Here is a 14,294-nt window from a genome sequence, read left to right on the forward strand (position 1 = left end):
GACCGGGGCGAGGTTCGCCGGGCCGGGGGGCGTTCCTGGTCGGACGGGCTCACGATCGGGTTTCTCTCGCGGTAGATGAAACATTCGCGTGCGTGTTCGACAGCACCCGCGCCACCGGTGATGTCCGGGTACGATCGCCGGGTGCATCGGGCAACACTCAAGGACGTCGCGGGCCGGGCCGGCGTTCATGTGGCGACGGCTTCCCGGGCACTCAACGAGGCTTCCCGGTACCTGGTCCAGGCCGACACACTCGAACGGGTGCTAAGCGCTGCGAAGGAGCTCGGCTACACGCCCAACATGGCAGCCCGGACGCTCAAGACAGCCACCTCGCGTGCGGTCGGGATGCTCATTCCGGACATCATGAACCCGATCTTCCCGCCCATGATGCGTGGGGTGGAGGAGGTGCTCCGCGGCGAGGGTTACAGCACTTGGGTCGTGAACACCGACGACGACAGCGCGAGGAATGAAGAAGCCGTGTCGGCGTTCCGTCAACGCAATGTGGATGGTCTCATCCTGGCGACCGCGCGGTTGAACGATCCGGTGATCGACCTGATGCAGAAGCAGGGAACCGTCACGCCGTTCGTGCTCGCCAATCGCCGAGCCGCTCGATCCGATGTTCCCTCGGTCCGGGTCGATGAGGCCGGCGGCATGCGGCTCGCGCTGGAGCACCTGATCGGGCTCGGGCACCGGCGGATCGCCCTTCTTGCGGGACCGCAAGACGTATCGACGGGCCGGGCGGGCAAGCAGGCCTTCGTGGCAGGCGTAGGCAAGTACGGGTTGCCGAAGGTGCGCGGGCAGGTGGTCGTGTGTGGTTCCTTCACCTTCGAGGCGGGCCGTGAGGCGATGAGGGACCGGTTGCGCGAGGACGTGTCCTTCTCGGCCGTTGTCGCGGGCAATGACCTGATCGCTCTCGGCTGCGTGGACGCCCTCCTCGAGGCGGGTCTGTGCTGTCCGCGCGATATGAGCGTCATCGGCTTCAACGACATGATGCTGATGGACCGCGTCACCCCGGCACTGACAACAGTGGCCATACCGCACCGCCAAGTCGGGGTGGAGGCCGCCCGGTTGCTGGTGGAAGTGATGCGGGGCGAGTTCCGACGCAAATCTTCCGTGGTGTTGAAGCCTTCCCTCATGGTCCGCGACACGACCATTCCGTTTCCTGGATAGCTCTAACGTCGCATGCCTCGGCGGGGCCGGGCCTTCGCCGTGGCGCGTTGCAAACGATTGCAGTAGGTTGAGCGCTTACTGGGGGAAGGGATTTCCGATGAAGGACACGGGTGCGACGCTGTTACGCGGGGCGACGATCCTGACCATGGATCCGGCGATCGGCGACCTGGCTCGTGGCGACCTGCTCATCACGGCGGGCCGGATCAGCGCGGTAGCCGCGACGATCGAGGTGAGTCCGGGTGCCGATGTAGAGATCGTCGACGCGACGGGACGCATCGTGATACCGGGCTTCGTCGATACCCATCGCCATATGTGGGAGGTGCTGGTGCGGGGCGGCGCGCCGCACCACACCCTGGAGCAGTACTACGTCGACGTGCTCGGGCACGTCGGTTCCCGGGTGACTCCCGACGACGTACACCTCGGGACGCTGGCCAGTGCTCGCAGCGCACTCCTGGCCGGCATCACGACCGTCCAGGACATCGCCAACATCCAGAAGAGCCCGGAGCACACCGACGCCGCGGTCGCCGCTCTGCGCCAGTCCGGGGTGCGGGCCGTGTTCGCCTACGGGAAGCCGTACTCGCTGATGGCGCAGCAGGGTGCCGGGTTGTCTGACGACGTCCGGCGCGTCCGGTCGGACCTGTTGCCCGACGACACCGCCGATGTGACGCTGGCACTGCTCACCGAGTGGGGCGATGACGACGCGGAGCACCGCAACGCTGCGCTGGCGCGGGATCTCGGGGTGCGCACGGCGCGTCACATCGGTGCCATGACCCCGATCTCGAGGCTTCGGAGTCTTGGAGTGCTCTCGGCGGGTACGACGTTCATCCACGGCAACGCGCTGCCCGTGGACGAGCTGCGGATCATCGCCGAAAGCGGCGGGACGCTGTCCGTCGCGCCGGGAATCGAGATGCTGATGGGTCACGGCATCCCCATGGTGGGCCGGACCCCGCCGGAGCTGCCGCTCAGCCTGAGCACCTCCGCCGAGGTCACCGTGGCGGCCGACTTCTTCACGCAGATGCGTGCGGCGTTGCAGGTCGGCCGGGCGTTCGGCCGCGGCGCGGACTCCGGCCGGGAGCTGACCGCGAGCGAGGTCCTGGCTTTGGCCACCCGGGAAGGCGCCGCGGCGTTGGGCCTCGACGCCAGTACGGGCACCCTGACGCCCGGCAAGTACGCCGATCTGGTCGTTCTGCGGGCTGACGACCTCGACGTCACGCCAGTGCTCGACCCGGCCGGCACCGTTGTGTCGCAGATGGACCGCCGCCACATCGACGCGGTTTACCGGGCCGGGCGCCCGGTCGTGCGCGGTGGCGCGCTGGTGGACGACCCGCGACACCTGATCGAGGGCCTTCAGGTCGCTGCCGCCCGTCTCGGTCCTGTACCTCGCTCCACCGTTCCACCGCAACGGTGATCGACACCCTCGACGCTGCGCGGGTCAGCAGTTCCCGGTGGCGGGATCGGAATCGAGCCGCGTCCAGATGTCCGCGAGTTGTCGCAGATCATCGGTGTTCAGTCGCTCGAAGAAGTGCGTGCGCAGATCGCTGTGATGCTGCCGCCGGGCCTGCCGCAGCAGTGTGCGCCCTTCGTCGGTCAGCACGGCGTCCAGGCTTCGACCGTCCACTGCGGATCGGCGCCGCTCGATCAGAGAGCGCCGTTCCAATCGGTCCGCCAGCCGTGTGAAGCCACCCGTCGACATCAGCCGGCGCTCGGCGAGATCGGACATCCGTAGACCTCCGGGGCCGGCGGCGTCCAGTGCGAGCAGTACGTCGTACTCGGCGAGACTGACGTTCACCGCCGACAGGCCCGTTTCGAGTTGGCGCCACAAGCGCTCGTGGGTGCGCAGGAAGCCGCCCCATGCTTCCTCTTCGAGTGCGTTCAGTCGTCCCTCGGTCACGGCATCACCCTAGGCCGTGTCCTCGGCCGCTGTCGTGCCGCACGCCGGAGGGAGAGTGCGACCGAGGAGGAAAGGTGATATAACTGTCTGCGCAGGCAGGTAAAGTTCGAAGCTCCGTCTCCCGAGTCGACGTGTGGTCGGCGTAAGAGCGAAGGAAGTCCAACGATGGGAAAGAACGGAAGTCGAGCTCACGGTATCCCGACCTTCTCTACTCCGGAGAATGTCGAGAAGATCGAGTACTACAACACGACGTTCGAGCTTCCTCTTCGGGCCGAAGTGACCGGTGGGCAGTTCCTCATGATCCGGCAGCGCGAGATTCCGGCTGATGCCGCGCCACCCTTTCATGTGCACACCAACGAAGACGAGATCTGGATCATCAACGGTGGTGCTTTCCGGTTCTGGACGGGCGGGTCCTCTCTCGCCACGGCCGAAATCTTCGATGTCGGTCCTGGGGCGGTCGTATATGGACCGCGCAATGTGCCTCACACCTTCCAGAGCATCGACGGACTCGGGGACGTGACTCTCCTGTGGAGTCCTGCGGACAGCCAGGACTACTTTCTGAACGTCGGCCAAGCCGACTCCCGTAAGGACACCGATGGTCACGACCAGCTCAAGCGGATCGGTGTGCACGTGCTCGATCGAGCCCCGGTCGCCGGTCGGTAGGTTCACCGGATCGGGTGGTGGCGCCGAACGTCGCGCACCGCCGCGCGTGTAGAGCCCTGGACCATCGAGTTCGGCCCGGCTTGCCTTTTCGGTTCGACCCTAACGGGTTCCGTTTGTGGCGGGAGTCACCCGGGCGTCGTGCAAACGATTGCAGTCGTTTGGCGGCAAGACCTGAGCTACGAAGGGGATCCCGGCGATGACGGACACCGGTGTGACACTGTTGCCTGGCACAACGCTCCTGACCATGGGCCGGGCTTCACCGAATCCCTGGATCCCCTTGAAGGGCAGGCAAATCGGTACGAGTTCGCCGATGAGGCCGGTCTGCGGATCGATGATCGGTGAGCGGTGGCGCGACATGCTGGGCACGGTGACCGGCCGATGACCGTGTCGATGAGACGGTCGACCGACAGCGCGTACGCGGCGATCGACCGGCTGGCGCGGCAGCGGTCCACGTGTGAGGACTTCCAGTGGGCGGCGGTGTCCGACCTCCGCCGGATCGTGGGCTTCGACTCGATGTGCTGGAATCTGATTGACCCGCTGACCTGGGTTCCCTCGTGGACCGTGGCCGACAACCCGGTCATCGGGCGGCAACAGCGCAGGGTGCACGAAGCGTGGGCGTCGTCGGGCGAGTTCGCGGAGTTGACCGACCGGGGATTCGCCTTTACCCGCGTGGACGCCGAGGGTGCGCCGCGGCGCGAGTCGTATTGGTGGGAGATCGCCGAACCCGGCGGACTACGTGACGGCCTGTCCGTCGCGCTCGCCGCCGACGGCGTGTGCTGGGGGATGCTGCACCTTTACCGCGACGGCGGTCGCCCTTTCACCGCGGCCGACGTCGAAGCGCTGATGAAGATCGCGTCGACCCTGGGTCGCCGACTGCGGCGCAGTACGATCGACCCGGCAGGGGCGCCGTCGAGCGACGACGAGGCGGGGACGGTGATCCTCGATCGTGCGCTCGGCCTGGTCGCGTCGACGCCCGCGGCGGATCGCTGGTTGTCCCGGCTTCCGCAGGCCGTTCCCGGTGGAGACGCGCTTCCCGGCTTCATTTACGCCGTCGCGGCTCGTGCCACACCCGGCGGTTCGTCGCTCCCGTCACCCCGGCTGCGTATCCGCGCCGATGACGGGACCTGGCTGGTCCTCGATATCGCCTCGCTGTCGGAGTCCGCTCCACTGGGGGTGGGAGCCATGGTGATGACGATCGAACCCGCCCGGCGCACCGATCTGCGCCCGCTGTTGATGCGGGCACACCAGCTTTCCGATCGTGAGCGGGAAGTCGCCGCGCTGGTCACCAACGGTCTCACGAACCTCGAATTGGCCGATGCCTTGTTCATCACCCGTCACACCGTGTCGGACCATCTCAAGGCGATCTATAGCAAGCTCGGGGTCAACAGCCGCAGTGAACTCTCCGCCGTACTGGCCGGAAACCGGGGATGACCACGAAGCCTTCGAGTCACGACCAGGTGCCGGGCACGCTGCCGGGATAAAGCTGTTCCGGAGTTCGGGCGAGTGCCTTCTTCGCTTCCTCGGCTTCCGTGCCGAACAGCACCTCAAGTGACCCGGCCGCCACTCCGTCCAGCGCGGCGGCCACGACCTCCTCCGGCGCCACCTTGGGAATTTCGTATCCGGCCGTCATGTCCGTGTCGGTCGCGCCGACGTGCAGGCCGACGACCTGTGTCCGCTGGGCTGCCAGCTCGTGCCGGATCGCGGTATTGAGGCCCCAGAGGGCGGTCTTGGCGGCGGTGTAGGAACCGAGACCGTAGTAGTCGACCCAAGAGAGTGCGGAGAGCATCGTCAGAATCGCTCCGCCACCGTTCGCCGCGAGCACGGGGGCGAAGGCACGCACCATGTTTAATGTGCCGAACACATGGGTCTCGAACTCTCGGCGGACGCGGTCGAGTTCGCCGGAGACCACCGGCTCGATGAACGAACTGCCGGCGTTGTTGATCAACAACGACACGTCCGACGCGTTCGCCGCCGCCATGGCGACACCATGGGCGTCGGTGATGTCAAGCGAGACCGGAACAACGCGCTCGTCACCGGAGTGAGCGGGATCCAGGGTTCGCGGGTCGCGACACACGGCGTAGACGCGGGCCGCGCCACGATTGAGAAGTTCGCTCACATAGACCCTGCCCATGCCGCGGTTGGCCCCGCTCACCAGGGCTACCGAGTCGGTGATGTTCACAAGGGTCCCTTCGTGCGAATCCGAGCTGGCGACCCGGCCCACCCGAGTGCTGCGGGCAACTGTGCCCCTCGGCGGGTTGATCATGAATCCCGCGTTTACGGGATGTCGGCCGGTACGGTCTGGATGCCAACATCGCGACATGGTGCTCAACGAACTGGCTCGCTGGCGGGAAACCGTCCAGGGCGCTGTCATCGAGCCGGGTGACCAACGATTCGCGTCCGCCACCCGGCCATGGAGTCTGACGGTGGAACAACGACCGGTCGCGGTCGTGGTCGCCGCCGACGTCGAGGACGTCGCCGCCACGGTCGGCTTCGCGGCCAGGCAAGGCAGGCAGGTGGCGGTACAGGCCACCGGCCACGGCGCGATCGACTCCCTCGACGGAGCGATCCTCTTGCGCACGGGTGCGCTCCGCGGCGTGACGGTCGACCCGAGCCGGCGGAGGGCTCGTCTCGGGCCGGGCGTCTCGTGGCGGGACGTGCAGCGAGCCTGCGCCCCGCATGGACTCAGTGGGTTGACCGGTACCGCCCCCGGTGTCGGGGCGACCGGCTACACGCTCACCGGCGGACTAGGCCTCCTCGCCCGACGCCACGGCCTCGCCGCGCACCGTCTGATGGCCGCCGAGCTGGTGACCGGTGACGGGCGGCGGCTCAGCGTGGACCGAGATCGGTATCCGGACCTGTGGTGCGCGCTGCGTGGGGGAGGGACACCGCCGGGGGTGGTGACGGAGATCGAGATCGAGCTCGTCCCGGCTCCCGTTCTCTGCGCGGGACAGCTGATCTGGTCCGCCGAATCCGCGCCCGAACTGTTCGGCGCCTTCCGTTCGTGGACGTCGACCCTGCCGGACGAGATGACCACCACCCTTGGGGTACAACAGGTTCCGTCACTGCCGTCGGTGCCTGAGCCGCTCCGGGGGAGACGCGTGGTCACGCTGACGGTCGCCCATCTCGGCGAAGAGGAGGAGACGCGGCGGCTACTGCGTCCACTGCTTGACCTCGCCCAGCCGCTGAGCGACACCCTCGTACCACGTAAACCTGACGACCTCGACGTGGCCGGCGTCCCCACCGACCCGGCGCCCACTCGTGCGCGCACCGAATTGCTGACCGACCTGCCGGACGCGGCGCTGGACGTGCTGACCGACCTCGGCCCGGACGCCGGCCCGTTGATGCTGACCGAGATCCGTCATCTCGGCGGAGCACTGACCCGGTCGGCCGCGACCTCGACGCCGATGAACCGAGTGGAAGGTGAATTCCTCCTCGAGACTGTCGGCCTGCTCTTCCGCGAGGAAGACTTCGGTGCTCTAGCCATCGAACAAGCACGCATCCACGACGCGGTGCGACAGGTGGCGACAGGACGGACCCTTCGCTCGTTCGCCAACGCCGGCGACCGGGACGCGGAGCGCTTCTTCAGCACTGAGGCGTTGGCTCTCCTGAATGACGTTGCCCGTCGCTATGACCCCGGCGCCGTCATCCACAACCCGACGGCCGGATGACCGAGCCGGGGCATCTTGCGATTCAAGCGGACACCGTTGTCGTGCTCACACCACATCAGACAAGTTAATGAACGCGTGGCCTCGAAGCGGTGATAGAGGCGTCTCACGCCTACAACCAGTCCATCGCCGGTGTGCGGCACGGAATCCTGGATCTGTGGCAGCCCGAGCCGGATGTGGCTGTCGTTGCGCTGGAAGTGGAATACCGGCGCCACGACGGACGCACGCTACGCCTGCCGTGTCGCAACATCTTCCGCTTCCGCGAAGGCCTGGACCTCGCGCCCGTCTTCGAGCAGCCATGATTCCCGCGAGGCGGATTCGACGTCACCTCCCCTTTTCCCCCGAACAAGGAGATACGCGATGACAGAGCTGAACGAGCCGCGATGGACGCATGTGGCCTTGCCGGTCAGCGAACTCGATCGGTCGGTCGAGTTCTACGAACGCTTGACGTCGCTGGTCGTCGTCCGGCGGGTGAACGGCGAGAACATGCGCGTGGCGTGGCTGTCCAACAAAGGACAGGTCGAGACACCGTTCGTACTGGTGCTCGGCCAGTTTCTGGGAGACGCGGGGCTGCGCTTCGGCGTTCCGTCCGGCGGCGCGAAGATGCCGATCCTCGCGCCGTGGGCACACCTCGGCATCGAGGTGCCTGATCGTGCGGACGTCGATCGGATCGCGGCGCGAGCACACGAGATCGGCAGCCCCCCTCGCTGGGAGCCGATGGACATGGGCGAAGACATCGGTTACACCACCGCGGTGACCGACCCCGACGGCAATACCGTCGAGTTCGCCCACAACCAGAAAATCTTCTCCCGTATCCAGGAGCTTTGGGGCTGATCGGTCCGGCGATGTTCGCCTCCGCTGTGCGGCGGAACTCCCGTGGTGGGTCATCGGCGCAGGACACGCGGACCCAAGGTCGGCACCGTGTCGGCGTGAGCCGATGCCAACGGGAGTCTGCGCGCGTCGTGGTAGCCGGTGAGGTCGGAGGGGAACAGTCCGTGCAGTCCGTGGCCGTCGACGGGAGGCTCTGTTCCGAAGTCGACGAATCCGGTGGACCTCGGGGTCGCGGATGGTCAGCAGGGGCACGCTGGTGTCTTCGGCGAAGGCCGTCACGGCGGCGAGGTAGGCGGCCTTCGCCGGGCTGTGGTCGCTCGACACGTCCTCGGAACCGCAGTACGCGCCCCACTTGTCGCGATCGGCTGAGTCGTACTTGGTGATCTGGTAGACGTACGACGTACTCATGATCGGCTGGACGGTCCTTCGGAAACCTGGATGCTCGACTCGGTCACGTTAGCCGAGCCACCACACTGACAGCGACGCGATAACAGCAAAGCCCCGCGTTAACACCGGCCTCAAGAAGCGGCCGCTGCTTGCGCTTTTGGCCGGTGATGGTCGCTCGCCGGGGGCGCGTCCTGTTTGACTGTCGAGATCTTCTCGGCGCGGAACAGGCAGTTTCCGACGTGCTCAGCGTTATCAGTTTCCGTTCAGCGATTGAACGAAATGACGGGCTGGAGATGCGGGCAAGTGCGGACGGGGCGTTCTCGGTTTCGGTGAGCCACGTCCAGTCGTGGGCCAGTGGTTCGAGGTTTACGCGACGAAGAACTCGATGAGAGCGCGGGCGATCTGGTCGGGGGCGTTCTCAGTGGGAATGTGTGTCGCGTCCGGAATACGCAGAAGGGTGGTTTGCGGGATTTCCAAGGCGAATTTCTCGGCGTACTCCACCTTCTCGAAGCGGTCGTCCTGGCCCCAGATCAGCAACTTGGGCGTCGTCGACCGCTTCAGCGCGGGGACGAGGTCAAGGGTGTAGCGGCTTTCGGCCGCGCCCGCCATGGCCAACCACGAACGGCGGACCCGCGGATCAGTCCACGGATCCAGATAGTCGGCGATCCGCTGCTCGGTGGCGGCACCGGCCAGATCCGTCGTCACGGCCTCCCGCCGGGCGGCGAGAAATTCACCGGCGGTGGTCGCCGCAGCGACCACCGGGTCCAGAAGCCGGGCCACGTGGGGCGCCGGCCAGGAGTCGTAGGTGACGGAGTTGACCAAAACCAGCCGGGACACCGCCAGCCGATCGTGAGCCAGGAGATGCTGGGCGACGGCGCCGCCGATGTCATGACCGGCCACGGCGATCGGCTCGGAGATCTTCATCGCGGACACGAATCGCGCCACCCAATCCGCAAGGGCCGGAACCGTGGCCGTTTCCAGGGTGAGCGCGCCTCCCGAGCGTCCCAGCCCGGGGAAGTCGACGGCGATGGGCCGCAGTCCCGCCTTCGCGAGGCGGCCCAGTACCGGAAGCCACACCCGGCTCCAATACGTTCCGTGCAGCAGCAACACGGCCGGGCCGTCCTGCCCCGCGGTCAGGTAGCTGACCGTTTCGCCGTCGACCTGGACCGTGGTCCTCAGCACACCCGTTTCCGTCGTTGCACCCATGGCACCACTGTGACCCGGAGACGGCCTCGCGGCCGAGTGTCAACAAAGACATTCATGGGTACTTTTCCGCCATGAACCGTCACCGAGTGGTGGCCCTGCTCAACGCACCCCAGTCACCCTTCGAACTCGCCTGCGCCGGTGAGGTCTTCGACAGCGTCCCACCGGGCGTGCCCGCCCGTTACGACTTCCGGATCTGCGCCGAGCGCCCCGGCCCGCTGCGGACCACCGTCGGTTACACGGTGCACGTCGACGTGGGACTGGCGGCCCTGCAGGAGGCAGACACCGTGGTCGTCCCCGGCTGGCAGCCACCCGGCACACCAGTGTCGCCTGCGGTCACCGAGGCACTGCGGGCCGCTCACCAGCGCGGAACGAGGATCGTCGCCATCTGCACGGGGGCGTTCGTCCTCGCGCAGGCCGGACTACTCGACGGCCGCCGCGCCGCCACCCACTGGCGCCACACCGCCCAACTCGCCGCCACCTTCCCCGAGGTGCAGGTAGACCCGGGCGTGCTGTACGTGGACCACGGCGACGTGGCGACCAGCGCCGGAACCGGCGCGGGCATCGACCTGTGCCTGCACCTCGTCCGGTCCGACCATGGCGCGGCCTACGCCGCCGAGATCGCGCGCAACATGGTGCTGCCGCCACACCGGGAGGGCGGCCAGCTCCAGTACGCCACCCAGCCCGCCCCGGCAAGGGCAGACGAGTCGTTGGCGCCGTTGCTGGAGTGGGCCACCTCCCGGCTCGGCACTCCACTGACCGTCGGCAGGCTCGCCGAACGCGCCGGGGTATCAAGCCGAACCCTCACCCGGCGATTCACCGAACAGCTCGGCACCAGCCCCGGACAGTGGCTGCTCGACCAGCGCCTCGACGCGACACGGGTACTGCTGGAACAAACCGACCTCCCCGTGGACGCCATCGCCACCCGGGTCGGACTCGCCTCCGCCGTCAACCTGCGCCGCCGCTTCCGAGCACACCTCGGCACCACACCCGGCGCCTACCGACAGACGTTCGGCGAAGCCCGATAGACCCGGCCCGGCTCACGACAACCTCGCTGGGAGCACCAACAGCGACTGTTCGTGACCGCGCGGACGCATTCGGAGTCGGACCTGCGGATCTTCTTCACCTGGTGCAATGAACGCGACTCGCCCCGCTGGCGGCTCGGCGGGCCCAGATTGAGTTGTACGTGCGCCGGATGCAGGAAGTTCGATGGTTCAAGCCCTCCATGCGGCACGGCAACTGAAAGACCGAGCCGGCGAGGCGACGGCCCTTCTCGGCCTGGGCAGGGCCGCTCGTCATCAGCGCGACTTCGACACATCCCGGACTTGTTATCACGAAGCCCTGGTCGTGTATCGCGCGCTCGGTGACCGCCGAGGAGAAGCCCGTGCGCTGCACCACCTCGGTTCGATCCTGCGCCTGCAGGGTGACTACAGCACTGCCCGTGTCCGCTACGGCGACGCGCTCGCTCTCTACCGCCTCCTCGGCAAGCGGCACGGTGAAGCCGATATCGCGCACAATCTCGGCACGATGGCTCGCCGTCAGAAGGACCATGACCAGGCTTGCACGCACTACCTCGAGGCTTTGGCGATCTGTCGCGAGATCGGCGACCACCGCCGCGAGGCACGCGCCCTGGAACAGCTCGGCAAGACGGCCAGGGACCAAGGAGACCTGGCGCAAGCCCGAAATCATTGGCGGGCGGTGATCGTGGCGTACGAACATGCGAACGACAGGCCCTATGCCATAGGGCTGAGCCGACGGATGGCGCGTGATTTCGCAGACAGCTGATCGCAGCCGGTGCCAGAGTCCACGCGGCGATCGGCCGCGTGACGTCTGATGTCCGCTCATGCCGCCGGGCGGTCGATGCGCAGCGCTCGGGCGCTGTTCGCTGGAATGATCGGGGTATGGCCAAGGCACGTAAACGACGTAAGGGCGAGACGTTCGAGTCCGAGGTTCGTCGTCAGTTCGGTCCTGTGTCGGATCGGTTGGGTCTCACCGAGGGTGAGTTCCCCAGCCGGTCGGTCATTGTCGCCGGAGTGGTGTACGTGGGGGGTGGTCTGGCCTACCAGTGGAGCTGCGACGGACGGGACGGCTGCATGTGGGTTCATGTTGTCCTGGACCTCGACGACGCCCGCTACAGCGTCGATCTGCGGCGGCTGGTCGCCGGCAGCCGGCCCGCGGGCGACCGGACGCTCTTGGACAACTGTCGCTCCTGGCTTGTCCTGCAACGTGCGGTGGCGTCCCACGCGGAATGGGTCGAGAGGCTTCACCCACGTCTGATCGCCCCGGATGCCCCCGACCTCATCCTGGCCTCCGGCGGTTCGAAAGTACTCCCGGCCATGCCGGACGCGGCCCGGTGGAGGCCTTGCGCTGAACCTGACCTCCCGTAGTTCGCTGAACAGGGCTGGTTCTCCGCAAGGCGCAGGCATCGATCTACCGGCGGCGTCACAAAAGTACGTACCCTCATGCCGATGAGCGGTCGTCGTGAGCGCGTCAGCTGCTACGTGTGACACGAGCACGAGCGGTATCCGGCTCATCGGCATCTACAGCATTGAGGTCAGGGCGGCGATCAGCGTGTGTTCCACGCCGTTGCCTTGGGCGTTGCGCAGGTAGTGGGCGATGAGGCCGTAAGCGCACATCGCACCGCCGCCCATGCCCGGGTAGTCGGTGGACCAGCCGCAGGCATAGTGCCACGCGCCACCGGTGGTCAGCAGTTCGTCGCTGGGCAGGTAGGCGGGTACCTCGCCGGCGTAGCCACTGATCCAGATGCCGTCGCTGCCGCCGTAGTTGTCACGGCAATGGGCCGCGTAGCCTGCCACCGGTTCACCGCCGATCATGACCATCCTCAGCGGCGTGCCACCGGAGAAGCGCCAGACCTGTACCGGTACCGGGGTGCTGAACGTGAAGCTGTGTGCGTCGATCTGGTTGATCATGCTCTCGGCGTGCCGGCTGATCCACCCCGGCGAGTTCGCCTGGCGAACGGCGAAGTTGGCACGGGCAACTGCGAGGTTATCGGGCGTGTCGGTGATGTCCAGCTTGATGTCGACGTCGCGGTACGCGGTGAGGATGGGCCCGCTGATCGGACGGCCTGGCGTGGCGAGCGTGGTGAGCACAGTTTGGCCGAGGTCGGTGCCGTCCGCAGCCAGTGCGGGCCAACTGGAAGCGTTGCGGGGATTCTGGTCGCCGGCCGCTCCGGTGAGGAACTGCGCGAAAATTCCGGCGTTGTCTTCGATTACTGAAACGGCCAATCCGGTGTAGTCCGGGTCGATCAAGGTCTCGCCGGGGCCGGATACAGGGTGGCAGCCGTAGCCGAACAGTACGGCGATGGCGGCACCGTCAAGCGTGCGGGCGACCAGGACCGGCAGATCGCGCTCCACTGAGGATAGGCCCTCCCTGTTGTAGGAGAAGTCCTCATCGGCGACTTGGTAGTCAAGGGTGCACGCGGTCGGAGTTTCTGTGAGCGTTTCGCGGACCAGGTCCACGATCTGATCCTGTAGCCGGGCTGCGTAGGCCCGAATTGTGTCCCGTTCCGGCGACGGGTCGGCGATGTTGTAGAGGGTGTACGCGGTGACGTCATCGTTGATCACCGGGCCGTTGTGGGTGTGCGTCGCCGTGAGCACGAAATCCGACGACGCGACGCCAAGCGCGGTGATCCGCGAACGGATCGCTCGATGGATGCTGGGCGGGAAGGCAAGGACGTCTGCGGTCACGATGATGTTCGGGACGCCCGTGTCCCAGATGATCGTGCACCGCGCATACAGCGGCCGGTTCACACCGGTCGCCGCGCGGGGACCGTCGCCTGCATACCCGGCCAGCGCGATTCCGAGGCCTGGGGTGATATCGACCTTGCCGACCGCGATCGCCAAAGGAACAGCTGCCGCGTCGGCCCGGCCTGGCTGCAGCCACGGTGCGGCGAGCCCGTAGCCAGCCATCATCACGCCGCCCTTGAGCACCGGTCTTCTCGGGATCTCCATCCTGCCCCCTTGTGCATGGGTGTGAGGTATGAGTCAGGTCCTTCACCGCTCGAAGGAGCTACAGCGCCAGCCGCTTCCCTCGTCGAGCGACAGCCGGCTCGTGTTACAAACGCGGAATCCCGGAGTCGATCTACGTGACGTACAAGCCGCTCCCAACCCGCGTACCACCATGCGATATGACCGGGCACGCAAGAAACTCGATCAACACACGAGCCGCGTCGTCTCTGCCTACATGGCCTCGAGCCTCTAGAAAGGATGCACTGTCCTGCCGACGAGCGAGTGTTGTCGGGACATCTCGACGCGCGACTGGTCCGACTACCGGCACTACCGCACTCTCGGACCTCTTCCGCACGCCGCTCACCCCGCCCGGCCACGCCGTGTCATGGGGGTGGCCACGGCTCAATCCCGACCGTGGCTACCCCCATGGGTTTCGGGATCGCGCAAACCTCCGATCGACGGTCGCGGATATCGCCGGGGAGTTGCTCGCAGATGCAGTCCGGTGTGCCCTTTAGTCCG

Annotated in this window: 13 protein-coding genes; 9 read left to right on the forward strand and 4 right to left on the reverse strand. The window is 66.8% G+C overall.

Translation table 11 applies throughout. The features are described from left to right. Positions 1 to 141 precede the first annotated feature (141 nt). Together BS329_RS20780 and BS329_RS20785 are read left to right on the forward strand one after the other, a co-directional pair. Positions 142 to 1,167 (forward strand): LacI family DNA-binding transcriptional regulator, encoded by a 1,026-nt coding sequence (locus BS329_RS20780; RefSeq protein ID WP_208619243.1) that lies wholly within the window; start codon positions 142 to 144, stop codon positions 1,165 to 1,167. 97 nt (positions 1,168 to 1,264) lie between these two features. Continuing rightward, a complete protein-coding gene (locus tag BS329_RS20785) occupies positions 1,265 to 2,575 on the forward strand; it encodes an amidohydrolase family protein (RefSeq protein WP_076162912.1) in 1,311 nt (436 codons plus the stop codon). 24 nt (positions 2,576 to 2,599) lie between these two features. Here the strand turns inward: BS329_RS20785 and BS329_RS20790 are convergent, their stop codons facing one another. Then, a complete protein-coding gene (locus tag BS329_RS20790) occupies positions 2,600 to 3,058 on the reverse strand; it encodes a MarR family winged helix-turn-helix transcriptional regulator (protein ID WP_076162913.1) in 459 nt (152 codons plus the stop codon). Between the two features lie 165 nt (positions 3,059 to 3,223). Here BS329_RS20790 and BS329_RS20795 point away from each other — a divergent pair, with 165 nt between their 5' ends. Together BS329_RS20795 and BS329_RS20805 are read left to right on the forward strand one after the other, a co-directional pair. Beyond that, positions 3,224 to 3,721, forward strand: a complete 498-nt coding sequence (locus tag BS329_RS20795) for a cupin domain-containing protein (RefSeq protein ID WP_076162914.1) — start codon at positions 3,224 to 3,226, stop codon at positions 3,719 to 3,721. Between the two features lie 390 nt (positions 3,722 to 4,111). Continuing rightward, the gene (locus tag BS329_RS20805; RefSeq protein ID WP_158075819.1) at positions 4,112 to 5,152 is read left to right on the forward strand and encodes a LuxR C-terminal-related transcriptional regulator; all 1,041 of its coding nucleotides are present in this window, start codon (positions 4,112 to 4,114) and stop codon (positions 5,150 to 5,152) included. A 16-nt stretch (positions 5,153 to 5,168) separates the two neighbouring features. On the opposite strand, the gene BS329_RS20810 is transcribed toward BS329_RS20805, so the two are convergent. Continuing rightward, on the reverse strand, positions 5,169 to 6,041 hold the full coding sequence (locus BS329_RS20810; protein WP_244197242.1) for an SDR family oxidoreductase: 873 nt from the start codon (positions 6,039 to 6,041) through the stop codon (positions 5,169 to 5,171). Here BS329_RS20810 and BS329_RS20815 point away from each other — a divergent pair. The 3 genes from BS329_RS20815 (at position 6,040) to BS329_RS20825 (ending at position 8,220) form a co-directional block, all read left to right on the forward strand. Continuing rightward, positions 6,040 to 7,389: an FAD-binding oxidoreductase gene (locus BS329_RS20815; protein ID WP_076162918.1), complete on the forward strand. Its 1,350-nt coding sequence runs from the start codon at positions 6,040 to 6,042 to the stop codon at positions 7,387 to 7,389. The two genes, BS329_RS20810 and BS329_RS20815, sit on opposite strands and share 2 nt — an antisense overlap. Before the next feature lie 89 nt (positions 7,390 to 7,478). After that, a complete protein-coding gene (locus tag BS329_RS20820) occupies positions 7,479 to 7,688 on the forward strand; it encodes a hypothetical protein (RefSeq protein WP_076162919.1) in 210 nt (69 codons plus the stop codon). A gap of 58 nt (positions 7,689 to 7,746) precedes the next feature. Then, positions 7,747 to 8,220 carry a VOC family protein gene (locus BS329_RS20825; protein ID WP_076162920.1) on the forward strand — a complete coding sequence of 158 codons (474 nt, stop codon included), beginning with the start codon at positions 7,747 to 7,749 and terminating at the stop codon, positions 8,218 to 8,220. 750 nt (positions 8,221 to 8,970) lie between these two features. Here the strand turns inward: BS329_RS20825 and BS329_RS20835 are convergent. Continuing rightward, complete coding sequence (locus tag BS329_RS20835) at positions 8,971 to 9,810, reverse strand: alpha/beta fold hydrolase (RefSeq protein WP_208619245.1); 840 nt, start codon at positions 9,808 to 9,810, stop codon at positions 8,971 to 8,973. Between the two features lie 71 nt (positions 9,811 to 9,881). Between BS329_RS20835 and BS329_RS20840 the strand changes: the two genes are divergently transcribed. Beyond that, positions 9,882 to 10,835 carry a GlxA family transcriptional regulator gene (locus BS329_RS20840; protein WP_076162922.1) on the forward strand — a complete coding sequence of 318 codons (954 nt, stop codon included), beginning with the start codon at positions 9,882 to 9,884 and terminating at the stop codon, positions 10,833 to 10,835. Positions 10,836 to 11,016: 181 nt separating this feature from the next. Continuing rightward, positions 11,017 to 11,592 carry a tetratricopeptide repeat protein gene (locus tag BS329_RS20845; RefSeq protein ID WP_076162923.1) on the forward strand — a complete coding sequence of 192 codons (576 nt, stop codon included), beginning with the start codon at positions 11,017 to 11,019 and terminating at the stop codon, positions 11,590 to 11,592. Positions 11,593 to 12,347: 755 nt separating this feature from the next. Here BS329_RS20845 and BS329_RS20855 read toward each other — a convergent pair. Further along, complete coding sequence (locus tag BS329_RS20855) at positions 12,348 to 13,778, reverse strand: neutral/alkaline non-lysosomal ceramidase N-terminal domain-containing protein (RefSeq protein ID WP_143253134.1); 1,431 nt, start codon at positions 13,776 to 13,778, stop codon at positions 12,348 to 12,350. Positions 13,779 to 14,294: the final 516 nt, after the last annotated feature.

This window comes from Amycolatopsis coloradensis, from assembly GCF_001953865.1.
Classification (GTDB): domain Bacteria; phylum Actinomycetota; class Actinomycetes; order Mycobacteriales; family Pseudonocardiaceae; genus Amycolatopsis; species Amycolatopsis coloradensis.

Coding starts and splice junctions, on each gene's coding strand:
- BS329_RS20835 (WP_208619245.1), bottom strand. CDS start 9,810: ATGGGTGCAACGACGGAAACGGGTGTGCTGAGGACCACGGTCCAGGTC.
- BS329_RS20815 (WP_076162918.1), top strand. CDS start 6,040: ATGGTGCTCAACGAACTGGCTCGCTGGCGGGAAACCGTCCAGGGCGCT.
- BS329_RS20845 (WP_076162923.1), top strand. CDS start 11,017: ATGGTTCAAGCCCTCCATGCGGCACGGCAACTGAAAGACCGAGCCGGC.
- BS329_RS20805 (WP_158075819.1), top strand. CDS start 4,112: ATGAGACGGTCGACCGACAGCGCGTACGCGGCGATCGACCGGCTGGCG.
- BS329_RS20810 (WP_244197242.1), bottom strand. CDS start 6,041: ATGTCGCGATGTTGGCATCCAGACCGTACCGGCCGACATCCCGTAAAC.
- BS329_RS20785 (WP_076162912.1), top strand. CDS start 1,265: ATGAAGGACACGGGTGCGACGCTGTTACGCGGGGCGACGATCCTGACC.
- BS329_RS20855 (WP_143253134.1), bottom strand. CDS start 13,778: ATGGAGATCCCGAGAAGACCGGTGCTCAAGGGCGGCGTGATGATGGCT.
- BS329_RS20795 (WP_076162914.1), top strand. CDS start 3,224: ATGGGAAAGAACGGAAGTCGAGCTCACGGTATCCCGACCTTCTCTACT.
- BS329_RS20840 (WP_076162922.1), top strand. CDS start 9,882: ATGAACCGTCACCGAGTGGTGGCCCTGCTCAACGCACCCCAGTCACCC.
- BS329_RS20825 (WP_076162920.1), top strand. CDS start 7,747: ATGACAGAGCTGAACGAGCCGCGATGGACGCATGTGGCCTTGCCGGTC.